Raw genomic sequence first — 22,488 nt, 5'->3', positions numbered from 1 at the left:
AAGAGCGTTCTTGCGTCACCCCCTACTGCCCTTAATAAGGGGGAACTGGACTCTTCAAAGTCCCCCTTATTAAGGGGGATTTAGGGGGATCGAGACTCGGCTACAAGCGAAATATACAGAGGGTTTTAGTTCTAAGTTGACACCAATCGGATAAAACCAGCCCCTAATTATCCGCGAAGAAAGTTAACAGACTTGATGCAGGAGTAACCAAAGTGGCGATATTAGATGGTTTATTTAATGGTATTAGCATCGGCGCTGTTTTACTAATTGCCGCCCTGGGATTAGCGATCATTTTCGGGCTGATGGGCGTGATTAATATGGCTCACGGCGAGTTGATGATGCTGGGGGCTTATACAACTTTCGTGGTGCAAAATGTCTTCAAAGGTATCGGAGGATTTGCTTTTGAAACCTATATTTTATTTGCAATTCCCCTAGCTTTTTTAGTAGCTGCACTGGTAGGATTAATTCTCGAACGCGGAGTGATTCGCTATCTTTACGGGCGGCCGCTAGAAACTCTGCTGGCAACTTGGGGGGTAAGTTTAATTTTGCAGCAGTTTGTCCGCAGCGTCAGTTGGGTGCTGGTAATTGGGATTGCGGTGTTTTGTTTGCTGTTTTTTGGCGGTTTGGGGGTATTGAAGCAGCGCCCGGATTTCGATCGCATTCGCAGCAAAATTATCGCCCTAATTTTACCTTTATCTTTGGGTATTTCCTGGGCGGTGATCGCCTTTTTAGGGCAAACTTACAAACTGGCAGTAACTCAACCTTGGTTTGGCGCTCAAAATGTGGACGTAACTGCACCGAAATGGTTGCGGGGCGGCATACCGCTGGGCAATTTTCAGTTGCCCTACGCCCGAATTTTTATTATTGTGCTGACAGGAATTTGTTTGGCGGGAATTTACCTATTTTTGCAAAAGTCTGTGTGGGGACTTCGCATTCGCGCTGTGACGCAAAATCGCAGCATGAGCGCGTGTTTGGGAATTCCTACCGAACAAGTAGACGCGCTGACTTTTGCTTTGGGTTCGGGACTCGCAGGTGTCGCTGGGTGCGCGATTAGTTTGATAGGTTCGGTAGGGTCAAATACCGGACAAAATTATATAGTCGATACCTTTATGGTGGTTGTTGTGGGCGGTGTCGGCAAGATTGTGGGGAGTGTAGTTGCTGCGATCGCGATCGGCACTGCAAATTACCTGATAGGTTCGGGAACCTTAGCAATAATGTTCGCTCCTGTCAAGCCTTTAGCCGATTTCTTCACATTTTTCGCCACAACCAGCATGGCAAAAGTAATGGTATTCGCCTTAATTATGGCTTTTCTGCAAGTGAAGCCGGGAGGGATTTTCCCACAAAAAGGGCGGACGGTAGAAAATTAAAAATTATAACTGCGAGTGTAGCGAAAAATGCAGAAAACACATCAAAAACCCTGGCTAAAAGAAGCGGCAATTGTCAGCGCGATCGCCCTCACATTCATCTTGCTCATCCCAGGAATACTCCCCGACGTTCGCCTCAATCAACTGGGGCGGTTTTTAGCACTAGCAATTGCAGCCCTCGGCATAGACTTGATTTGGGGATACACGGGTTTGCTTAGTTTAGGGCATGGGGTGTTTTTTGCGATCGGCGGCTACGCTTTGGCCATGCACCTAAAACTGCAAATTTCCCCAACCGCCAGCAGTCAATTGCCAGAATTTATGAACCTCTACGGCGTTACCGAACTCCCCTGGTTTTGGCAACCATTTTATTCATTTCCCTTCTCAGCAGCAGCAGTAGTTCTCATCCCCGCCATATTGGGCGCACTTTTAGGTTATTTAGTATTCCGCAATCGAATTCGAGGCGTTTACTTTTCAATTCTCACCCAAGCAGCAACCATTGTATTTTTCAACTTCTTTAACGGCCAGCAAAAACTGATTAACGGAACGAATGGACTCACCGACTTTAAAACCCTGTTCGGAGCCACAGTAAATGACCGAGATACTCAATATATTTTCTACATTCTCACCATACTATTTCTCGCAGCAACTTACGCCCTCTGCCGCTGGCTAACCAGCGGGCGTTTCGGCCGCCTGCTAGTAGCCATTCGCGACGACGAAGTGCGCCTGCGTTTCTCAGGTTACAATCCCACAGGATACAAAGTTTTAGTCTTTGCAATTTCCGCCGGTTTAGCCGGGATTGCAGGCGCATTATTTACCGTACAAACCGGAATCATTTCGCCAAAAGCAATGGATATTGCCTTTTCCATTGAAATGGTAATCTGGGTCGCAGTGGGAGGTCGCGCCACATTATCAGGAGCAATATTAGGAGCACTGCTAGTCAACTTTGGCAAAAGTTTCTTGAGCGAACAATTCCCCGAAGTGTGGCTGTTTTTCCAAGGCGCGCTATTCCTAATAGTAGTCACAGTGCTGCCCGACGGCTTAGTCGGATGGCTGCAACATCAAGGTTTCGACCAAATCCGCATCCTGTTCAGAAGACCGAGGTACGCCTCTACTTACCCCAGCCTGGAACAAGACCCCGAAGTGCAGCTCGAAAAAGAAGAACTTGAACATTGAGTGCAAAAATATCGTGTAATTTATAAGTAGGTGGACATAAATCAATTTCACTTGCAAGAGACAAACCAAGCAATCACAATAGACTTGGGAAAAGCTGCGTTTCTATCGAAGGAGTCGCAATATATATGTCCACCTACTTAGATATCCCTAGCAAACAGCTTCATTCTTTAACTTTAGGGGAAACATATGGCAGATATTATTGACTACAAAATCTACGGCGACGATTTGCAACTCATCGAGATTGAACTTGACCCCAAAGAAGGCGTCAGGGCTGAAGCTGGAACCATGACATACATGGAAGGCGACATCCAAATGCAAACATCCACAGGCGGTGGCTTATTTCAAGGTTTCAAACGAATGCTGACAGGAGCGGGTTTTTTCATTACCACCTTTGTTAACGCCGGAAATCGCAAGGCCCGCGTCGCTTTTGCCGCCCCCTATCCGGGTAAAGTAATTCCCCTCGATTTAGGCCAACTTGGCGGTAAATTTTTGTGTCAAAAAGACTCATTTCTCTGTGCGGCCAATGGCATTGAAATTGAGGTAGCATTCACCAAGCGGCTCGGTGCCGGTTTCTTTGGCGGAGAAGGTTTTATTTTGCAAAAATTGCAGGGTGACGGGCTAGCTTTTGTTCATGCGGGAGGAACAATAGTTGAGAAAAATTTAGGAGTTGGCGAAGTGTTGCGAGTAGACACCGGCTGTTTAGTAGCTTTTGCTTCCACAGTAGACTACGACATTCAATTTGTTGGCGGGTTTAAAAATGCTTTATTTGGAGGTGAAGGCTTGTTTTTGGCAAAGATGACTGGGCCTGGAAAAGTATATGTGCAAAGTTTGCCACTCTCGAAGTTAGCTGAACGCATTTTAGCTGCCGCTCCACCTCCAATGTCGAGCAGTTCTAGCAGTTTTAGTTAAGAGTAAACTGCCAGCCAAAAGTAGAAATTATTGTGCCACGGAAGGGAATAAAATCTCCTTAATAAGCGAGGATATTTGGCTTCCGCACCCACAAAAGGTATGGGTTGTTGTCCATTAGTAAGTGAATTGTTAATTATGAATAGGAAAGTCTTAGAAATAGAAAACTTGACGGTTAGTTTTGATGGTTTTAAAGCTATCAACGGTTTAAATTTTAGCATGGATGCGGGCGAACTGCGAGTTATTATTGGCCCCAATGGTGCGGGGAAAACAACTTTTCTCGATTCGATTACCGGGAAGGTGCAGCCGACAGAGGGCAGGGTGTTATTTAAGGGACAAAATTTACGCAAGTTGTCGGAAGATAGGATTTCGCGCTTGGGAATTGGTCGCAAGTTTCAGACGCCGCGAGTTTACTTGAATTTAACGCCACGCGAAAATTTGGAATTGTCTTGCAGCCACCATAAAAATGTTTTTTCGACTTTGTTCAAGCCTGCTTCGGCTGCTGAAAAACGCACGGTTGCGGGTTTGTTGGAAACAATTGGTTTAGTGGCTAAAGCTGATGTTTCGGCTGGTTTGCTTTCTCACGGCGAAAAGCAATGGTTGGAAATTGGAATGTTGGTGGCTCAATCTCCTGATTTATTGTTGGTAGATGAACCTGTGGCGGGTTTGACTGATGAGGAAACGATGTTAACTGGAGAGTTGCTAATTTCGCTGGCGGAAAGTCATTCGGTGTTGGTAATTGAACACGATATGGAGTTTGTGCGGCAAATTGCGCGGCAGGTTACGGTGTTGCATCAGGGTGCGGTTTTGTGTGAGGGGACTATGGATGAGGTGCAAAATGACGATCGCGTAATAGAGGTATATTTGGGAAAACCGGAAGAGTAAGAAGAAGGAAGAAGGAAGAAGGAAGACGGAAGACGGAAGAAGTTATTTGGTAGTTGCTACCAATTCTCATGACCCATTACCCATTATCATTTAAAAATTATGCTACAAGTTTCTAATTTGAATGTTTATTACGGCGAAAGTCACATTTTGCGCGATGTCGATTTAAGCGTCAGGTCGGGGCAAATGGTTTGCTTGATCGGTCGCAATGGTGTGGGCAAGACTACTATGCTAAAAACGATTATGGGGTTGCTGCAACCGCGCAGTGGCACTATTGCTTTTGGCGGAAAATCTATTGCTTCTAAGTTGACTCACCAGCGGGCTAGATTAGGCATTGGTTATGTGCCTCAAGGGCGTGAAATTATTCCACGTTTGACGGTTAAAGAAAATTTATTGTTAGGTTTGGAAGCGAAACCAACCAAAATCAAAAATCCTGAAGTGCCTGATGAAATTTTTGATTTATTTCCTGTTTTGAAAACTATGCTCGATCGCCTGGGAGGTGATTTGAGCGGGGGACAGCAGCAGCAGTTAGCTATTGCTAGAGCTTTGATGGGTGAGCCGCAGTTGCTGGTTTTGGATGAACCAACGGAGGGGATTCAACCCTCGATTATTTTAGATATTGAAGCTGCGGTGCGCCGCGTAGTTGCGACTAGGGGAATTTCTGTTTTGTTGGTGGAGCAACATTTGCATTTTGTGCGGCAAGCTGACTGGTATTATGCTATGCAAAAAGGCGGAATTGTGGCTTCTGGAAGCACTAGCGAGTTAAGTGATGAGGTGATTCAGAGGTTTTTGGCTGTTTGAATAGAATTTAAGGAAGGCACGACACGGATTTTGACGATGACAGCGAGCGCCTCAAAGAGCAAGAAGGGCAACCGTTTAGATTTGAAAAATGGCTTATTCGTCTGGGTTCGCTTGGTATTCTGCGATCGCAGTTTGGATTTCCTCGGCGGAGACATTTGCTTGCTCTGATTTCGAGTAAATGGCTCTCCGGAACTTACGGTGATATTTTTATCTAATTAGAGAAGCAAGCTAATACGCGTTCTCGAAAATTATCAAAGTTTGAAAAGCCATATCCTTGTCGCATAATTAACTTAATTCGATTATTTATCCCTTCCATCACTCCACTTGTTGTACGATTAAGAAAGTAGTTACAAATTCCTTCAAAATGATTGACAATTGTCGAACATGATTCTTTAAAAAATATCCTCGCATAATTCAGCCAATCCTTGAACTTGGTCTGGGCTATTTTGACGGTCATATCGGTCTCGTATATTTCCCGAAACTCTTCTTTCATCTCATAAGCAATTCTTAAGCATTCTGATTTTTCCAAGGTGATTGCCAACCTTTCAATTTGGTCAGAATTAAGGTTGCTTCGATTACTCAACAATAAGTATTTGCTGCCTCTATCTGTAATTCCTACTGCTCGGCGTAACTTATTCAAGTCTTTATTAACTGCTTTCATCACGTGAAAACGGTCGATGACAATTTTGGCATTTGGGAATACTTGTTCTATAACTTTTGGAAATCCTCCCCACATATCAATACTCACTTCCTCAACTTGTTTTAGAACCTCAAACGGTTGTTTTATCAGGGCTTCAATTATGTCTGGTTGACGGTGAGAGTCAATCATTTCAATCAAATTACCCCCCTCAATGTCACTGACAACAGTTACCAAACTTCCTTTTCCTTTTCTCATACTTATCTCATCTATACTCACTCGTTTAACTGACTCCCAATAGCTTTTTTTTTTACAGGAATTTACATGAGTAAAAATACCTTTAATTTCGTCATAACTCAATCCTTCTTCTCGCCCTATTTGTTCCATGCTTGACTGTTGAACACGCGCATAAATATTTTGTTCATATCGTTGAGTATGCCGTCTTTTTTTGTCCAAAAATTCTAATTTTTCTGTAACGTAACGTTGACAGCTAGCGCAGTAAAACTGCCGACGAGGTACTTGTAAATACACAGAACGACCGAAAACTGACAAATCTCTGGCTAATATAGGTCGATTCTGATGGAGTTCTTCTGTATAATTATCACAGTGAGGACAAACTATTCCTGATGCTAAAGCACTCAAACGAAAGTAAATTTGTCCTTCAATTTGAGTGCAAGTTTCAACCTTGACTCCAGGCAAGTCTAATAGATAGTCTAAATGAAAGCTCATCACTCTAACTGTATTGGTTGATCTATTTTACACCATAAACTCAGGAGAGCCGAGTAAATCAGGTGTAAAACAACTTGAGTCGGTGATTCAACTTGATAAATCAAGCGATAACCGCCACTCTTACCAACTTGGGAATCACTGTTTTTAGCCCGGACTTTGTAAACGGTGTATTGAGTCCCTGTAATCTGGTTTCCTATGAAGTTTCCTTGGATAAGCTCATCAAGGACTGGCTGAATATCGGTTTGAATTTGGCGATACTTTTTAGCGAGTCCTTTGAGGCGACGTTTGAAGAGTACCGTGAATGTGACTTGGACTGACATATCAGACATTGATACCGTCCCAGAGGTCCGATATGGGAAAGGTTTGTCCCGCTTTGGCTTGGTGGAGGGAGGCTTTCAGATCGGCGAGGATTTGCTCGTTGGAGTCGGTATCTGAGTCAAAATCTGAGTCAAAGTCTGGGGCGATCGCGGATTGTGTCCGACTGGTCAAAAATTCCAGAAATGCCAGCGTTTGCTCTAAAAGTGGCTCAGGAGTCCGTTCGATCGCTTCGAGAAGGCGTTGTTTAATCGGCGACATAAGACTACCTCTATTATTAATTATTTTTCCTGCCGTCTGGCATTGTGGTGCCGACCATACTTGCTCGATCGATACTAGCGCCATCTATATTAGCATTGCGGAGGTTGGCATCGGAAAGATTGGCATCTCTCAAATCGGAAAATCGCAAGTCTGCACCGTCTAGATTTGTCTTTGTCAAGTTAGCTTTTCTGAGGTTAGCGTTGCTGATTCTCGCTCCTACTAATTCGGCTCCGCTTAAGTTTGTGCGAGCTAGATTGGTGTTGACAAAATCTGAGATCTCGAAGCGACTACCACTGAGGTTGGCATCTGATAAATCTGCTCCTGTAAGGATGGGATTTTTTAAGTTAAGGTTAACTAATTTTACGGCTCGGAGGTCGCAGCGGGAGCAGCTTTGAGTTAGCAGCAGCGTTTCGACGTTGGCGTTGATTTGGTCGATTTGTTGCTGGGAGAAATTTTCGGCAAATTCTGGGGATACATAGCCGAGCTTTTTGGGGTCGTTTGCTTTTGGTTGGGGTGTTTGGATTGGTTGGGGTGTTTGGATTGGTTGGGGTGTTTGGATTGGTTGGGGTGTTTGTGGTTGGGGTGTTGGGATTGGTTGGGGTGTTTGGATTGGTTGGGGGGTTTGGATTGGTTGGGGTGTTTCTATTTGCCCGATCGCACTTAGTTGTAGACCCACCTTCGGCAATGCGAGATTTGCTGCAAAAATTAGTAGGGCGATCGACATTATTGTGAGTTTTTTCATAAATAAGTAACTTTTTCTTTGCAAAAATACCATTTATAGGGTATAATACCTCGAAAAGTGAACACCCTACATTTCGCTAAATAAATCGAAATTCAGATAAAAAACTTCGGAACCATCAGGTGCGCGAATTAACTTTTCTATTACCGGAGACAGTTGCTGTTGACGGTACAATTCGGGAATCTCGCAGAAGCTTTCTTCGGTAATTTCCAAAATTTTTGGCATATCAGGAAGGGGAATCCCTAACCGATCGCTTTTATTTAAGGTACAAATAATCAGGTATTTGCACTCAGTAATGCTCGGACTGCTGGGAAATATTTTGGATAAATTAATTATGGTAATCAGTTCTTCTTGATGCCGCAATAAACTATTCCCGCTAGGTAAAGTGCCGTAGGCATTAAAGTTTTTAACAATGCGCTCCACTCGTTCAATAGGAACAGCATAGTAAATATTTCCTAGTTCAAAGGAAACAAATTTTTTAGGGGCAATTCTAACAGTGGCTGGTTTTTGGCTCCGAAAGCGGCGATTGTAATTGGCGTGAGTCATTCGATTTTAGATTTTAGATTTTAGATTTTAGATTGAAGATTATTGGATTTTAGTAGGTGATTCGGTTGCGTAGCTTTCCACTATTATTCGCGGGTGTAATTACTTTTTCCCTAAGTTTGGTTTGAGATTAGGGATTATTTGATGGGAAATTTGAGATTGTGGATTAAATTATTGAGTGGTGGATTAATTTGGGGATAGCTTGTAAAAGTTGGGCTTCGCTGTAAGGTTTGGTGAAGTATTGATTTGCGCCTAATTCCATTGCCATTTGCCGATGTTTTTCCCCGCTACGGGATGTCAGCATGGCTACGGGAATCTTAGCAAACCGCTCGGTCGATCTGATCGATCGCAACAATTCAAATCCATCCATCCGGGGCATTTCAATATCCACGATCGCCAAACTGCAATTAAGACCATTTTGCAACTTTTCCAAGGCATCCACACCGTCTTTAGCCTGTACCACCCGGTAGCGAGCACGAGTCAGCGTCAGAGACAGCAACTGCCGAATTGTATAGGAATCATCCACTACCAAAATCTGCGGTGACTGACTCGGACTTGACGGCATCTCCTGTACTTTACCGGAGACAGCGGCGATCGAACTATTTACCACAGGTTGACCCACCAAATCGTCCACATCCAGAATATTCACCACGCGCCCGTCCCCCAAAATCGTAGTCCCCAAAACGCCGCGAGGCTTGGATAAAGGCGGTGGCAAAGGTTTAACCACAATTTCCTGCTGACCGATCAGCCGTTCCACGGCCACCGCGAGCATTCCTTCGGTAGAAGCCAAAACCAGGACGGGAATTTCCTCTTGGGTCAAAGGGTCAGGAGATGGGGCATCCGGCGGGAGGACGCTGTATTCGAGCAAATCTTGCATCCTCACCAAACGAATAAATTCCTCCCGCCACCACAGCATCGGCTGATTGCCGGCAATGTGAACTTCCGAGGCTTTGATGTGCAGAATTTCCTCGACTGCATCCAGCGGCACTGCTATTTTATTGTGATCGGTCTTCACCATCAAAGCATCAGTAATCGACAGCAGCAGTGGCAGTTTAATGATAAAACTCGTACCTTTTCCGAGGCGAGAGTCTACCTTCACAGTTCCCCGCACAGTCCGCAAATTTGTTCGCACCACGTCGAGCCCGACTCCCCGCCCCGAAAGGTCGCTGACCCCTTCTGTAGTGCTGAAACCCGGCCAAAATAGAAAATCGTAGAGTTCGGCAATGGAAAATTCTTGAGCTTGTTCCTCCGTAGCCAAACCCTTTGTGACAATTTTACGGCGAATCATTTCCGGGTCAATGCCTTTGCCATCATCGGCGACCGTAATAATAGTTTGGCCGCCTTGGTGGCGGGCTTCTATTTCAATTTGACCGCTGGCCGGCTTGCCGCTTGCTTTCCGAACTTCGGGCATTTCGATGCCGTGGTCGAAAGCGTTTCTCACTAAGTGTATTAAGGGGTCGCGCAAAGCATCGAGCAAACTTTCGTCAATTTTGGTATCTCTTCCCACTAGCAGCAGGTTGACATCCTTATCGTATGTGAGGCACATCTCCCGGATCGCTCGGGGCAAGTGATCGACGGCGCGACTGAAACTCACGACTCGCAACTGCATGACACGGCTGCGTAGTTGTTCGGTAATGCGGCGCAGTTGGTCGGTACTGCGCTCGAATTTCATGGCTAAGGTGTCTAATTTGGTGGCGGAGTGAGAAATTGCTTGGGCAGTTTCGATGACTTCTGCGGCTGTCGAGTGGAATTCTGTATAACGATCCATCTCTAAGATATCGAAGTGAGCATGGGTCGGAGAGGATTTGCCGTTAGCAATCATTGGGAATTCTGTTTCTGCTGCTGCAAGTTTTCCCAATCCAGAGTTCCCGTTTCCCCCTCTCCACTCTGCAAAACTCAGTCTGTCGTATTCTTCTCGCAACTGACCGCCGAATTGGTTCAAATCTACGATACTGCGGCGGATGCGCTTGACTTCGCCGCGCAGTTCGGATTCTTGAAGTTCTAAATTTGTACGGTTGATGACTAATTCCCCGACTAGATTCACCAATTCAGTTAAGCGTTCTAAGTCTACCCGGATTGTCGGCCTTTGCGAGTTGGGGACTGGGAGAGTCGAGGAGGGGGGGACAGTTGGGGAGGGGGAGTTTTCCGGGGGAGTCGGGGAGTCGGGGAGTCCGGGGGAGTCGGGGGGAGTCGGGGAGGGGGAGATTTCGGGGATGTCGATCGCCCTTCCTTCCAGTATTTGTTGGCGTGCGGTTTGCAAGTTTTGGGCGATCGCCCAACCCTCGGATTGCAACCGTTGTAGAGTCAAGTCGGGAGAGTCAATCAAATCTCTGAGGGGTGCGGCGACTTTCCCAAAATCCGGCAATAGCAGCATTCCAGCCAAACCGGAGAGTTGGTAGTAAACCTGGTTGAGGGCGGTGACGCTTTTTGCCAAATCTGCCTCGGAAGCTTGGGAAAGCTCGGTTTCTAGGCGATTGAAGAGTGGCGGCACTTCGTGTTCAAAAATCAGTTTCAGGGTTTCCGGGGCGGGCGATTGGCTGGCTGCGGGGACTGGCGGCTGTTCTGACTTGCCGTACTTGGCCTGGAACTGGGCGAAAATTTGGGCGATCGCCTCCAAGTTTTCCGTTTGATCCGGACTTGTGACATCGGAGTGTTGAACACATTCGATCGTAATCTTTTTGAGAGTGTCCACCCCCTGCAGCAAAACACTCACTGTAGTCGGTTCCAGGGCTGACAAGTCTGTGCGATCGCGCAAAATGACAAAACAGTCCTCCAGCGTGTGAGCTGCGACAGACACGTTTTGAAACCCCAACATCGAACCCGCACCTTTAATCGAGTGAGCCGCCCGAAACATTTCTTTAACTGCCGCTTGTCGCTCTTTCAAACCCGCAGATTCCATCGCCAGCAGATTCGTCTCCATTGACTGGAGAAACTCTTCGCATTCTGCGGTAAAAGCATCTATTAATTCGTTTAAATCGTCATCATTCATATTAGTCTGTTGTCGGTTGACTGTTGTCGGTTGACTGTTGTCGGTTGACTGTTGACGGTTGACAGTTAACTGTTGTCGGTTGCCAGTTTTTTTTATATATATGTCCCGTTATTTAACTGTAATTGTTGTTGGGCCGGGTTCACCATTATTTATAACTTCGCATTCAGGAAATTTGTCAACCCGCGCCGGCAACAACGATAGTTATTAGTGATTCGTATAACAGTCAACCGTCAACCGTCAACAGTCAACCGTCAACCGTCAACCGTCAACCGTCAACTGACTAACTGCGGAAATTCGCCACCGACTTTTGCAATTGGCCCAGAGAACCAGACAACTCGTCCAAAGATGCTTTGACATCCGCACCTTTTTGTGCGGTCGTATTCGCAATCTCGTTGACTTGCTGCATACTGTTAGCAATTCCCTCAGCCGAAACAGTTTGCTTGGCAGATGCGATAGTAATATTCTGCACCAAAGCATTCATTTCTCGACTAACTTCGATGATGGCATTGAGGTGAGTTTTAGCTTCGCTTGCTAGCTTAGTGCCTTCCACTACCTCCAGTGTCCCCGATTCCATTGCCTTCATCACGCGGCTGATTTCTTCTTGAATTGTACCGACAATTTCGGAGATTTCCTCAGTAGCGCCGGCCGATCTTTCTGCTAACTTCCGCACTTCTTCGGCAACAACTGCAAAGCCTAAACCTTGTTCGCCGGCTCGCGCCGCCTCAATAGTAGCATTCAGAGCTAATAAATTAGTTTGGGAAGCAAGTTGAGAAATCGAAGTCACAATTTTGCCAATTTGCTGCGAAGATTCGCCCAAACGCTTCATCATTTTCGAGGTAGAGGCGATCGTCAACCGGAGCCCGTTAATGCCTTCGACAGCTCGATCGACGGCCATACCGCCGACTTCAGCCGTGTGAGAAGACTGCTGGGCGACTGTTTCGGCGCGCACCGAAACATCTCGCACGTCGCGAATCGAATTCACAATCCGCTCGATTTCCCGCATGATGGCAGATATTTTTGCTGCTTGAATTTCCGCCTGTTGGGTGAGTTGACTGGTATTGTTAATCGACTCGCCGGTGGCAGATGTTACCTGTTCGGCTAAAGTTTGAATTCCCGTTACCACTTTCCGCAGAGAACCGATTAAGAAGTTGAAAGAATCGGCGACAGCACCTAAAACGTCGTTAGTCACTTCCGCCCTGACTGTCAAGTCGCCTTGAGCCGCGCCTTTAATTTCTCCCAACAATTTAAGGACTTGCTGCGTCAGAGAATCAGCTTCTGCTTTACGTTCTGCTGCCAATTTTTCTAATCGTTCTTCTGCCTCTTTGCGCTCGGTGATGTCAAAGCGAATGGCGATATATTTGACTATTGTGCCGGTGGTATCAAAAATGGGGGATATCGTCGAATCTACCCAGTAAAACGAACCATCTTTGCGTCGGTTTTTGATTTCCCCTTTCCACACCAAACCGCGAGAAATTGTCACCCACATTTCTTCAAAAAATGATTTGGGATGGTAGCCGGAATTGACGAGGCGGTGGTTGCGGTGCAGGAGTTCTCCTATGCTGTAACCGGAGATTTCAATGAATCCGTCGTTGACGTAGGTAATCATGCCTTGGACATCAGTTTCGCTGACGATCGCCGATTCGTCTAGGGCATTTTGCCGCGTTTTGAGTTCTTGCAGCAAGCGTTCCTGTGCCTCGGCTAACTGCTGCATTCGCTCCTGGGATGCTCTTTGTTCGGTGACGTTGCGGCAAACGACTACGCCGCCTTTAAGCGCCCCCGTTTCGTCTTTGAGCGGCCGGCCGTTAATTTTCACCCACAGGCCCTCTGGCTTGCCTGGGTGGCGGGTAAAAAGGTCTACGTCGTCAACGGCTTCTCCTCGGACCGTGCGCGCTAAAGGTATTTCGGCTGGGGGATAGGGAGTTACGGTATCGGGCAAGAATAAACCGTATTTTGCCGACCATTCGTTGGGAAGAGTCTCTGTCGAACCCATGCCAAACATATCTTCGGCGGCGGGGTTAAACAAAACAAAATTGCCTTTTTCGTCGGCAGCAATTATGCCGTCGCCAATGCTGTTTATTAGCAGTTGCAAGAGATTGCTTTGCTGGCGAAATTGGTCTTCGGAACTGGCTAATTGGGCTGTTGTTTTTTCCAGTTGCACCATCGCCTGTTTGGTTTCGGTAACGTCGCGAGCGACTGCATACATGAGCTGTTGTTCGGTTACAGGTCGCACTTTCCACGACAGCCACCTGTAGGAACCGTCTTTGCAGCGGTAGCGATTTTCATAAGACTTTATTTCGGCGCCGCTGGCTACTTTTTCTGCTTGTTCTCGGGTTGATTCGTGATCGTCTGGATGGACTAAATCGATATAATAGTTGTCTTCAAGTTCATGCGCCTTGTAACCGAGTGTCTTTTCCCAAGCGGGATTGATGCGAATGAATTTGCCTTCAAAACCTATAATACAAATCAAGTCTAGGGAAAGGGTAAAAAATCGATCGCGCTCTTCTTCTGCTTTTTTGCGATCGGTAATTTCGATCGCCACAGCCCCGATACCGATGGGTTTGCCGTCAGATCCGGGCAAAGGAAAGTATGACGCCAGCCAATCTCGCAGGACGCCCGGTTCGTTGAAGAATGATCCCGATACCTCAACGTTTAACAACGGTTGGTTGGTGGCGAGAATCTGCTGCAACATCGGCACTTGGGTATCGCTCATTTCGGGTATAACTTCCCTCACCGTCTTACCGAAGTGTTCGGCAACTGAGACGCCGGTGGTTGCTGCTAATTTCTCGTTGACTTGCACGAAGCGCAACTGCTCGTCAAAAATACACATTGAGGTGGGGGCGGCTGTGAAAAATGCGTCAAAGCGGCTTTGACGCAAAACTAATTCTCGTTCTAGGGCTTTGCGATCGCTAATGTCGCGGCCTTCTGGAATTAGCATCAAGACTTTGCCACTGTCGTCTGTGATGGGTTTGATGGAGAAGTCAACGGTCGCCACTGCACCGTTGGCAACTAGCACATCCACTTCGTAACGGACTACTTCGCCGGCCGCGGCCAGGGCGATCGCTTCTCGTATCTGTTGCTTGGTTTCCGGGGAAATCTGCCACCACAGGGTTTCCGAAAACGGAGTGCCTATTATTTCTTCGCTCCGCAGGCCTGCGGCGGCCAGGGCTGTTTGGTTGGCTTCCAAAACGGTGCCGTCCGGTTTGAGCAGACCTATGAATTGGAACGATTGGTCGAAAATGGCTCGGAATAGTCTTTCGCGATCGCGCAGCATCTCTTCTGCACGTTTGCGATCGCTGATGTCGCGAGTAACTGTTGCCAACCCCATAGGCTCACCAGTTTCTGGGTTTTTGACGGTAAATATGGTGAAGTCAACCGGAATGTTTTCGCCGGTTTGAAAGTTCTTCAAGCGGAATTCACCCTGCCAAAAACCGTCTCGCACAGTAGGCGGCAGGATTTCTTCTTGGAAAAACTTAACATCTTCTGCACAGAAGAACTCATAAACATTTTTGCTTTTGACTTCTTCAATATTTGGCAATCCTACGAGTTTCATTCCAGCGAGATTCAGGTATGTTGCCTCTCCCTCCAGGGTTGCCGTGCCGATAAAATCCGAGCTGCTTTCTACGATCGAAATCAATCTTTGCTTTTCGATTTCGGCTTGCTTCCGCTCCGTGATATCGTTGTTAGTTTCTAAAATTGCTTTCGGTTTTCCCTGTTCGTCTCGCTGCAAATTCCAGCGGCTGAATACGGTGATTTTGGTGTCATCATTGGTGGTATGAATTAGTTCTCCTTCCCAATAATCCTGCTCTTCTAACTGTGCCGAGATAGCTGCTAAAGGCTGGGGAAAAATGGTGTGCAATAGAGTATGGGTGACTTTCCCCCAGGCTGCTTTTTTTGTCCAGCCGTACATCCGTTCGGCTCCCTGACTCCAATAATTAATCGTGCCCTCCATATCCCGAACGATCAAGGCGTCACTGGCAAGGTCGAGCATTTGTAAGTTCTGCTGCAATGCTTCTTCTGCGCGCTTGCGTTCTGTAATGTTGCGGGCGATCGTTGAGACAAATTCAACTTCTGAATTCTCGGATTTGTGGGCAACAATTACTTGAGAAACTGGTATTTCTTCGCCGTCTAAACTCTGCCAAACAGTCTCGCCACTCCACGCCCCGTCCCGGCAAGCTGCGGGGATACCGACGTTCACAATAGTGTCGATACTTTTGGGGGATGTCAGGTCAGAAATGCTGATTCCGGTTAAATCTGTGTCCTCGCCAACTCCCAACATTTCTCTGGCTGCGCGGTTGAGATAAATGCCGCGCTGTTGGGTGTCGGCTATGCCTACCCAGTCTGTTGTGGTTTCTAAAATTTCTTTGAACCGCAATAGTTCTTTTTCAGATTTGCGGCGCTGTGTGATGTCGCGCGCCAAGCCGAGCATTCCTAAAATATTGCCTTCTGCATCTTTGAGGGGCAATTTCTGGGTGTCGAAGGTGTGTACTTTGCCGTCGGCTAAGGTGGCTAAGTCGTTGGAGTTCGGGGCGAGATGGTTGTCTGCCCGGAAGTTTTGGATTGGGTTCTGGAAATCGGTTTGGGCTTGGAAACTGCCAAAGATTCGATCGACCGATATGCCGATTTCTGCGTCATCTTTGCCGATAATTTCTGCTTGAGTTTTGCCGAAGGCGGTGGCGAAACCTGCATTGACTAGGGTATAGCGCGAGTTTCGATCTTTGACAAAGATGCAGTCTGGGGTGGCGTCAATGACTGTACGCAGCAAGCTTTGGGAGCTTTCTGCTTCTGCGAGTGTGTGTCGCAGTTGTTCTTCCATTTGCACACGCTTGGTGATTTCTGTCATGGCGCAGACAAGGATTTTGCTGCCACAGGCATCTAGAAAGGTAGATTTTTTGGCCGAGAAAAGGCGAGTGTTTCCTGCTGTGTCTGTGAGTTTTTTTTGGACTTCGATGCTGGTATTTGTCAATAAAACTAATTCATCTTTTTCTCGATATTTCTCTGCTTCCTCTTTGGGCAAAAAATTGTCGTAGCATTTGCCAATTAGTTCTTCTCTGCTGTGACCTATGTATTGACAAAAGGCATCATTTAATGTTAGCCAGCGGCGCTGTTGGTCTTTGACGTAAATCGGGTCGGGGATGCTGTTGAGGATGTTGTTTAAGAATTGTTCTGAGGCTTTTAATTGCTCTTGGACTGCGGTGCGCTCGCGAATTTCCTGTTCCAATTGTGCGTTAGTTTGCAGGAGCTGCTCGGTTCTTTTATTCACTCGCTGCTCTAGTTCGGCGCTTAGCTGCTGCAAGGCGAATTGGGCCTGTTTACGCTTGGTAATCTCCCGGCCTTCTGCGAGGATTTGAAATACTTCTCCTGTTGCATTTAACAGCGGCTTCAACGACAAGTCAATTACTGTTACCTGGTTGTTAGCTCCGGTGATTTCGTATTCTTCCCGGACAAAATTACCGACCGAAACTTGTTGAATGTTCGTTTTTAGGCGCTGCTGGTTTGTTGGGGATGATGCCCACCCTGGTGTCAGCCAAAATTTCAGCCCCTGCACTTCTGATACGGGGAAATTGCCCAATTTTAGCGCTGTCTGATTGGCTTCGATCAGAGTACCGTCTGCCTCCAATAATGCGATCGCTTGAAAAGCTTGGTCGAAGATTGCGTGAAATCGCTGGGTAGTTTCGCTCAGCGCTTGTTCGGTTTCTTTTTTAGCGTTAAGGATGCGGGTGGAACCTACTAAGAAGCCGTAGCGGTTGGACAAACTTAAAAAAGCGATCGCCGCAATTACAGTGATCCAATCGAACACAGTTTGCACCACGGGAGAGTGCGGCAGTCCTATGTATTCGGCGGCGTGGCCGCTGTGGCCGAAAGCGCAAGTCCAAAATATGCCTGCTGTGGCTGTGGCGAAGATGTCGAACCCGAATTGACGGTTTCGCCACATAGCTAAGCTGATTAGCCAAGCGATGGCAAAGTAACATCCAGAAATGATGACATTAGCAGCCCCAGCTAACAGCGATGGGGACAAGTCAGGCAATGTCAGGGTGAAAGTTGTTGCGATCCAGGTATAGAGAAGTTTGATCATAAAATTAAGGATTGGCAAATCGGATGCGGGCGATCGTTAGTTAAATTTATAGATGCAAAGCCGTTGCAGACTTATGTGTATGCTGGATTTTTACCAGCGTTCGGAATGGGCGATCGCTTCTACATCGACAATCATTAGCAAGCGTCCTTGGGAATTGTACAGACCTTTTAAAAAAGGAGCTAGGTCGGGACTGACATCTAGGGCTGAGACAATGCGATCGGGATTGAGAGGTAAAACTCCTTCGACGCGGGAGACGGCTAATCCCAGGCTGATTCTCGACAACAATCTCACGTCTCGTGGATCGGGCGCTTCTACAACTAAGATGCGACTGTTTGGGTGGTAGAGGTCAACCGACTCAATACCGACGAACAGTCCGAAGTCTGCTGCTGCTAAGATTTCGCCCCGCAAGTTGGTTAATCCCAGCAAAAATGGCAGGGTGTTAGGAACCAGCGAAATCGGTTGTTCCTTGAGGGAAAGGACTTCCCGCACTGCCTCTAAGTCTATGGCGAACAGACTGTCTCCTTGACCGAACAGGAGAAATTGCTTTGTTATACTTGTCTGATTCTCCCCAGCCGGGGGAGCCGTTATTTTCATGGCTTATTTTTAGTTTATAGTGTAGCTTACAAATTATAATTTTGCTTTGACCCTAAAGCCGATCGCCGATCTAGTTTTTCTGCATCAGTTTGGGTGCGTCAAATCTTTCTGTTAAATAAATCGCCGATTGGCAAATAAGCAGGTTGCTATCATTAAACATAAACTTTTATGGAAGTCAAAAACCCAGTTTATTAAAAAAAACGGGGTTTATCGGTATAATATTTTTTGGAAAGCTACCGATCACTTTATATTCGGATTACGCGGAAAGCAGACGCTGCACTATGTGCACGAGTTGCTGAGGTTCAAAGGGTTTGCTAACGTAAGCGTCCGCGCCTAAATCGGTTCCCCAAGCTTTATCGATCTCGGTGTTTTTATGAGTACAAAATACTACGGGCAATTTGGCAGTTGCGCGATCGCCCCGCAATTCTCTGATCACTTCAAACCCGTTCATTCGTGGCATCACTACATCTAAAACGACCAAAGCCGGAGGGGTTTTGCGGATCATGGCGATCGCTTCTTCGCCGTCACCTGCCCGGATCACGTCCAGTCCGGCATCTTGAAGAATGCGACAGATGATTTCTAGTTCGCTCTTAACGTCGTCCACTACTAAAATTTTTGACATAATTCCACACTTCCTTGCTCTTATTGACGAGGGACTACGTTTATTCAGAAGCGGCCGCGACTGGTGACGGTGAGACTAGACCGCTTTGCTAACAAATTAATGTACTTCCAGATACAATATAGCCGATCCTATGGCTGAAGGTTAGCTGTCAGCGATAAAAAGCGAGAAAAATTTACTTGGCTAACGGAATCACCCTGAATAAATTAATCGGTAATTAGTAATTAATCATTGGTAATTCGCGGTTTGAAAACCAACAGGTCTTAGTAGAAAAATCGAGGGGAACACCAAAGCCGGATTTTCTAGGATATTGTTTTAGCTTTATTCCCCCTCACCTAGTTTAGAGCAGTGCCTAAAAAATAATTCGCTATTTTGTAAATTAGCGCTATTGACAGCATTTTAGAAGTATTTATAGCGGTCTTATTACGGGTGTTAAGGTAATTCCTTTATAAAAAAAACAAACAGCCGAAGTTCGCTTAGTAAGCGCTATTATTTTATTAATGAGACAAGTCAAAATAGAGGATAGTAACAAGGACATTTAAATAATTTTATGGTCTAGGATTTATAATTGGGGGGCAAATTCAATGGATCGCCCGGCAGTCCCATTTTACCCAGTAGAGGAGTGTTGGGTTCATCAAAACTACTACCAGCAGGCGATCGCCATCCTTGAACTTGATTGGGGACCCAGCAGCAAAGACTGCTGCAAGAAGCGGTCAATCGATTTTAGATTTTAGATTTTAGAATAGAAGAAAGCGCTCTCACTGATAAATCCGGGGACGGGTGATGAGCAGTCCGAGCTTTTTTCTCGCTTCACTGATGAATCCGGGGGCCTCGGACGACATTGCTTGAGTGTCAAATTAGTCGGTGAGGGAGAGACGGCGATCGGCTATAATAAAGGGCTAGAGGAAAAGAACACCGAAAACCCGAAAATATGGTTGCCATCCAAAGAAATCTCAACATTGCCGCGCTCGAAGCAGAATACAGTCAAAAAACACCGCGAGACATTCTCAAATTTGCCCTAGAAAATTTTGACAATATCTCCATTTCTTTCAGCGGGGCTGAAGATGTAGTTCTGATCGATATGGCGTCAAAAATTACTAAAAACTTCCGCGTTTTCACCCTAGACACCGGACGATTGCACTCAGAAACCTATCAGTTTTTGGATCAAGTCAGAAAACATTACGGCATTAAATTAGAAGTAATGTTTCCCGATGCAGCAGAAGTACAAGCCCTAGTAGAAGAAAAGGGATTGTTTAGTTTTTATCAAGACGGTCACAAAGAATGCTGTGGCGTGCGGAAAGTCAAGCCGCTGCGCCGCAAACTGAATACTCTCGATGCTTGGATTACCGGTCAGCGGAAAGACCAAAGTCCCAGTACCCGCAACGGTATTCCGGTCATTGAATTTGACAGTGCATTCTCAACTCCCGACCATGAATTAATTAAATTTAACCCCTTAGCAAACTGGTCTTCGGCAGAGGTTTGGGAATACATTCGCGCTTTGGAGGTGCCTTATAACAAGTTGCACGAACGCGGTTTTGTAAGCATTGGTTGCGAACCTTGTACGAAGCCGGTATTGCCGAACCAACACGAACGCGAAGGTCGCTGGTGGTGGGAAGAAGCGACCGTAAAAGAGTGCGGTTTGCACGCTGGTAACGCCCAAAAATAGTAAATCACTTAAGGAGTTTGGTGCGCTAGGCGCACCAAACAAATAGTAGGGTGCGCTAGGCGCACCTTACCCAACCCAAGAATAAATGCACTTCACATAAATCGTAGCCGAAGAATTCGCAATTAAAATAAACACAAATTAAGCTGAGTTTCTCGTTGAACTTTGAGATAATGATCGACATTCAGAATAAATTCTAGTCGAAGAATTCGCAATTAAAATAAACACCAATTACGCTGAGCTTGCCCTTGAACTTTGATAGAATGATCAACATTCAGAAAAGTTTTTAAAGCAGGTACTATTATGCTCGTCTCCACTCGCGAATTGCTGAACACTGCCCGGAGGAAGGCTTATGCGATCGGCGCTTTTAACGTCTACAACCTAGAAGGAGTAAAAGCCGTCATCAATGCGGCCGAAGCGCTGGACAGTCCTGCGATACTGCAACTTCATCCCAGCGCCCTCCTATACGGAAAATCGCCTTTAGTCGCGCTGTGCATCAAAGCAGCCCGCACATCTTTAGTGCCGATCGCAGTACACTTAGATCACGGCACCTCAGAAAAAGACATTCACATCGGTCTAGCCGCTGGCATTAAATCAGTTATGGCAGACGGTTCTCCTTTGTCCTACGAACAAAACTTAATATTTACCCGGGAAATGACTAAATTATCCCACGCTAACGGTGCGGCAGTTGAAGCCGAAATCGGCAGAATTAGTGGCAGGGAAGAAGGTTTGACAATCGATGAGAAAGCCGCAAGGATGACCGATCCAGTAGCAGCAGTAGAGTTTATTAAAGAAACTAAGGTAGATTTTTTAGCCGTAACGATTGGTAACGTTCACGGCAAATATTTAAGCCAACCAAAACTCGATTTTCCGCGTCTGGCAAAAATCCGGGCTGCTGTTTCAGTGCCGTTAGTGATGCACGGTTCTAGCGGTTTGCCGGACTCAATGATTCATCAATGTATTGAATTCGGAGTATCTAAATTTAATGTGAATACGGAAGTTCGCGAAGCTTATATGGACGTGTTAAAAAGTAACATTTCTGAGCCACATCCGGATTTGTTGGAAATAATGGAAAAAGCTATCGAGGCCATGCAATCGGTCATTGCTGACAAACTGCAACTTTTCGGTTCTGTTGGTAAAGCTTATTTGCATCAATCTCCCTACGCGGATGAGTTGACTCCCAAGAGAACCAGCAAAAAACAAGGAAGCCGCAACCAATCAAGTTTTGATCAAATGTTAAAGCCTGTGTATAGTGAGGCCTTGAGTCTTATGTTGAAGTAAAAAAAAACTAAAGTCCTGACGGCGAACCAGTTTTTAGTCAGGACTTCAGTCCTATTTAACCGTTTAAAAATCGATCGGGATCGATGCCAGATTCCCGCAGCCGCCGAATTAAAGACTGCAATTGAGCTTCCGCTGACTCAGCCCGCTGCCGTTGCTGTTCCGCTTCAGTCAGAATCCAATTGCCATCCACATCATACCAGCGCAACCACAGTCGATCGATTCCCTGAAACTCGCCTTGCCACAAACCCAAGCCTAAACTTAGGTCAGGAATCCACACTCGCGACTCGGGCAATTCTAATTCTTGATAGTGTCCGCCCTTCAATTCAAACACTCGCAATTTGTTAGTATAGCGACTGAAAACGGCATAAATAGGAACCCGCAAAATTTGCTCGTAAACCTCCCATTTTCTCGGCGGTTACTCCTTCGTCTCGGCCTCCAAAACTTGCCCGTTACTCGCAGTGTTTCCCGACTGAGGTGGCAACTTTTCCTCATCGGTATTGTCGCCTAAATCTTCTTTTTCCGTTCCCGGCGAAAGCAGTTCTACAATTACAAAAGGATTCACGCCTTCCTGCCAAGTAACATAACTCATCCGCAGTTCCGAGCGATCGTAAAGTCGGGAAACTCCCACAACTCCAAACCAATCCGGCCGCTTGTGCCACAAAGTGTGATGCACGTCATAATAAAGGTTCATGTCGGTGCCGCTAAATATCTCAGAAGCCGGATAATTCCGAGGTCGAAACGTCAGGCTCAACAACTGCGGCTGTAAATCGTGAAATTCGTCAGGTAAACCAGGTTCCTCCGGGTCTTCGCTGGGTAAATCGTACATCGTCGGCAGCGTTTCTCTGGGCGATCGCGGCGGATCTGTTTGCGGCACAGGATATTTAAAAGGAAACATATAATATTGAGAAATGACTGCATT

At 46.3% G+C, this 22,488-nt stretch carries 17 protein-coding genes and 1 pseudogene; 8 read left to right on the top strand and 10 right to left on the bottom strand.

The genetic code is table 11. The annotated features are described in order from the left end of the window. Positions 1-212: 212 nt before the first annotated feature. From QT994_RS01120 to QT994_RS01095, 6 genes are all read left to right on the top strand, one after another. Positions 213-1,367: an ABC transporter permease subunit gene (locus QT994_RS01120; protein ID WP_333171039.1), complete on the top strand. Its 1,155-nt coding sequence runs from the start codon at positions 213-215 to the stop codon at positions 1,365-1,367. Positions 1,368-1,394: 27 nt separating this feature from the next. Continuing rightward, a complete protein-coding gene (gene urtC / locus QT994_RS01115; RefSeq protein WP_333171036.1) occupies positions 1,395-2,537 on the top strand; it encodes an urea ABC transporter permease subunit UrtC in 1,143 nt (380 codons plus the stop codon). A gap of 186 nt (positions 2,538-2,723) precedes the next feature. Next, positions 2,724-3,446 (top strand): TIGR00266 family protein, encoded by a 723-nt coding sequence (locus QT994_RS01110; RefSeq protein ID WP_333171033.1) that lies wholly within the window; start codon positions 2,724-2,726, stop codon positions 3,444-3,446. A gap of 135 nt (positions 3,447-3,581) precedes the next feature. Further along, positions 3,582-4,328: an urea ABC transporter ATP-binding protein UrtD gene (gene urtD / locus QT994_RS01105; RefSeq protein WP_333048288.1), complete on the top strand. Its 747-nt coding sequence runs from the start codon at positions 3,582-3,584 to the stop codon at positions 4,326-4,328. A 99-nt stretch (positions 4,329-4,427) separates the two neighbouring features. Then, positions 4,428-5,126 carry an urea ABC transporter ATP-binding subunit UrtE gene (urtE, locus tag QT994_RS01100; protein WP_333171031.1) on the top strand — a complete coding sequence of 233 codons (699 nt, stop codon included), beginning with the start codon at positions 4,428-4,430 and terminating at the stop codon, positions 5,124-5,126. A 36-nt stretch (positions 5,127-5,162) separates the two neighbouring features. Next, positions 5,163-5,294 carry a hypothetical protein gene (locus tag QT994_RS01095; protein WP_333171029.1) on the top strand — a complete coding sequence of 44 codons (132 nt, stop codon included), beginning with the start codon at positions 5,163-5,165 and terminating at the stop codon, positions 5,292-5,294. Between the two features lie 43 nt (positions 5,295-5,337). Here QT994_RS01095 and QT994_RS01090 read toward each other — a convergent pair whose 3' ends face one another. From QT994_RS01090 to QT994_RS01050, 9 genes are all read right to left on the bottom strand, one after another. Continuing rightward, positions 5,338-6,492 carry an ISL3 family transposase gene (locus QT994_RS01090; RefSeq protein WP_333171026.1) on the bottom strand — a complete coding sequence of 385 codons (1,155 nt, stop codon included), beginning with the start codon at positions 6,490-6,492 and terminating at the stop codon, positions 5,338-5,340. Next, positions 6,492-6,812 carry a type II toxin-antitoxin system mRNA interferase toxin, RelE/StbE family gene (locus tag QT994_RS01085; protein WP_333171023.1) on the bottom strand — a complete coding sequence of 107 codons (321 nt, stop codon included), beginning with the start codon at positions 6,810-6,812 and terminating at the stop codon, positions 6,492-6,494. The genes QT994_RS01090 and QT994_RS01085 overlap by 1 nt, the downstream gene beginning before the upstream one ends. A 1-nt stretch (position 6,813) precedes the next feature. Beyond that, positions 6,814-7,068 (bottom strand): hypothetical protein, encoded by a 255-nt coding sequence (locus QT994_RS01080; RefSeq protein ID WP_333048283.1) that lies wholly within the window; start codon positions 7,066-7,068, stop codon positions 6,814-6,816. Positions 7,069-7,084: 16 nt separating this feature from the next. Beyond that, positions 7,085-7,810, bottom strand: coding sequence for a pentapeptide repeat-containing protein (locus QT994_RS01075; RefSeq protein WP_333171021.1), 726 nt, complete (start codon positions 7,808-7,810; stop codon positions 7,085-7,087). Positions 7,811-7,876: 66 nt separating this feature from the next. After that, on the bottom strand, positions 7,877-8,353 hold the full coding sequence (locus QT994_RS01070; RefSeq protein ID WP_333048280.1) for a chemotaxis protein CheW: 477 nt from the start codon (positions 8,351-8,353) through the stop codon (positions 7,877-7,879). A gap of 163 nt (positions 8,354-8,516) precedes the next feature. Then, on the bottom strand, positions 8,517-11,339 hold the full coding sequence (locus QT994_RS01065; protein ID WP_333171018.1) for a hybrid sensor histidine kinase/response regulator: 2,823 nt from the start codon (positions 11,337-11,339) through the stop codon (positions 8,517-8,519). Between the two features lie 280 nt (positions 11,340-11,619). After that, the gene (locus QT994_RS01060; protein WP_333171015.1) at positions 11,620-17,412 is read right to left on the bottom strand and encodes a PAS domain S-box protein; all 5,793 of its coding nucleotides are present in this window, start codon (positions 17,410-17,412) and stop codon (positions 11,620-11,622) included. 90 nt (positions 17,413-17,502) lie between these two features. Continuing rightward, positions 17,503-18,006, bottom strand: a complete 504-nt coding sequence (locus QT994_RS01055; RefSeq protein WP_333171011.1) for a chemotaxis protein CheW — start codon at positions 18,004-18,006, stop codon at positions 17,503-17,505. Positions 18,007-18,262: 256 nt separating this feature from the next. Beyond that, positions 18,263-18,628: a response regulator gene (locus QT994_RS01050; protein ID WP_333048274.1), complete on the bottom strand. Its 366-nt coding sequence runs from the start codon at positions 18,626-18,628 to the stop codon at positions 18,263-18,265. A gap of 928 nt (positions 18,629-19,556) precedes the next feature. On the opposite strand from QT994_RS01050, the gene QT994_RS01045 reads away from it, so the two are divergent. Both QT994_RS01045 and QT994_RS01040 read left to right on the top strand, forming a co-directional pair. Further along, positions 19,557-20,291 (top strand): phosphoadenylyl-sulfate reductase, encoded by a 735-nt coding sequence (locus tag QT994_RS01045; protein WP_333171009.1) that lies wholly within the window; start codon positions 19,557-19,559, stop codon positions 20,289-20,291. A gap of 300 nt (positions 20,292-20,591) precedes the next feature. Next, the gene (locus QT994_RS01040; RefSeq protein WP_333171007.1) at positions 20,592-21,569 is read left to right on the top strand and encodes a class II fructose-bisphosphate aldolase; all 978 of its coding nucleotides are present in this window, start codon (positions 20,592-20,594) and stop codon (positions 21,567-21,569) included. A 55-nt stretch (positions 21,570-21,624) separates the two neighbouring features. Here QT994_RS01040 and QT994_RS01035 read toward each other — a convergent pair. Next, a pseudogene (locus QT994_RS01035) lies at positions 21,625-22,464 on the bottom strand (Uma2 family endonuclease). Between the last annotated feature and the right edge of the window lie 24 nt (positions 22,465-22,488).

Origin of the sequence: Microcoleus sp. S13_B4 (assembly GCF_036700885.1) — a bacterium.
Taxonomy (GTDB): Bacteria; Cyanobacteriota; Cyanobacteriia; order Cyanobacteriales; family Microcoleaceae; genus Microcoleus.
The sequence above is the reverse complement of the archived record's forward strand: the minus strand, read 5'-3'. Positions and strand labels throughout refer to the sequence as shown.

Coding starts and splice junctions, on each gene's coding strand:
- urtC (WP_333171036.1), top strand. CDS start 1,395: ATGCAGAAAACACATCAAAAACCCTGGCTAAAAGAAGCGGCAATTGTC.
- QT994_RS01110 (WP_333171033.1), top strand. CDS start 2,724: ATGGCAGATATTATTGACTACAAAATCTACGGCGACGATTTGCAACTC.
- urtD (WP_333048288.1), top strand. CDS start 3,582: ATGAATAGGAAAGTCTTAGAAATAGAAAACTTGACGGTTAGTTTTGAT.
- urtE (WP_333171031.1), top strand. CDS start 4,428: ATGCTACAAGTTTCTAATTTGAATGTTTATTACGGCGAAAGTCACATT.
- QT994_RS01095 (WP_333171029.1), top strand. CDS start 5,163: ATGACAGCGAGCGCCTCAAAGAGCAAGAAGGGCAACCGTTTAGATTTG.
- QT994_RS01090 (WP_333171026.1), bottom strand. CDS start 6,492: ATGAGCTTTCATTTAGACTATCTATTAGACTTGCCTGGAGTCAAGGTT.
- QT994_RS01085 (WP_333171023.1), bottom strand. CDS start 6,812: ATGTCAGTCCAAGTCACATTCACGGTACTCTTCAAACGTCGCCTCAAA.
- QT994_RS01080 (WP_333048283.1), bottom strand. CDS start 7,068: ATGTCGCCGATTAAACAACGCCTTCTCGAAGCGATCGAACGGACTCCT.
- QT994_RS01075 (WP_333171021.1), bottom strand. CDS start 7,810: ATGAAAAAACTCACAATAATGTCGATCGCCCTACTAATTTTTGCAGCA.
- QT994_RS01070 (WP_333048280.1), bottom strand. CDS start 8,353: ATGACTCACGCCAATTACAATCGCCGCTTTCGGAGCCAAAAACCAGCC.
- QT994_RS01065 (WP_333171018.1), bottom strand. CDS start 11,339: ATGAATGATGACGATTTAAACGAATTAATAGATGCTTTTACCGCAGAA.
- QT994_RS01060 (WP_333171015.1), bottom strand. CDS start 17,412: ATGATCAAACTTCTCTATACCTGGATCGCAACAACTTTCACCCTGACA.
- QT994_RS01055 (WP_333171011.1), bottom strand. CDS start 18,006: ATGAAAATAACGGCTCCCCCGGCTGGGGAGAATCAGACAAGTATAACA.
- QT994_RS01050 (WP_333048274.1), bottom strand. CDS start 18,628: ATGTCAAAAATTTTAGTAGTGGACGACGTTAAGAGCGAACTAGAAATC.
- QT994_RS01045 (WP_333171009.1), top strand. CDS start 19,557: ATGGTTGCCATCCAAAGAAATCTCAACATTGCCGCGCTCGAAGCAGAA.
- QT994_RS01040 (WP_333171007.1), top strand. CDS start 20,592: ATGCTCGTCTCCACTCGCGAATTGCTGAACACTGCCCGGAGGAAGGCT.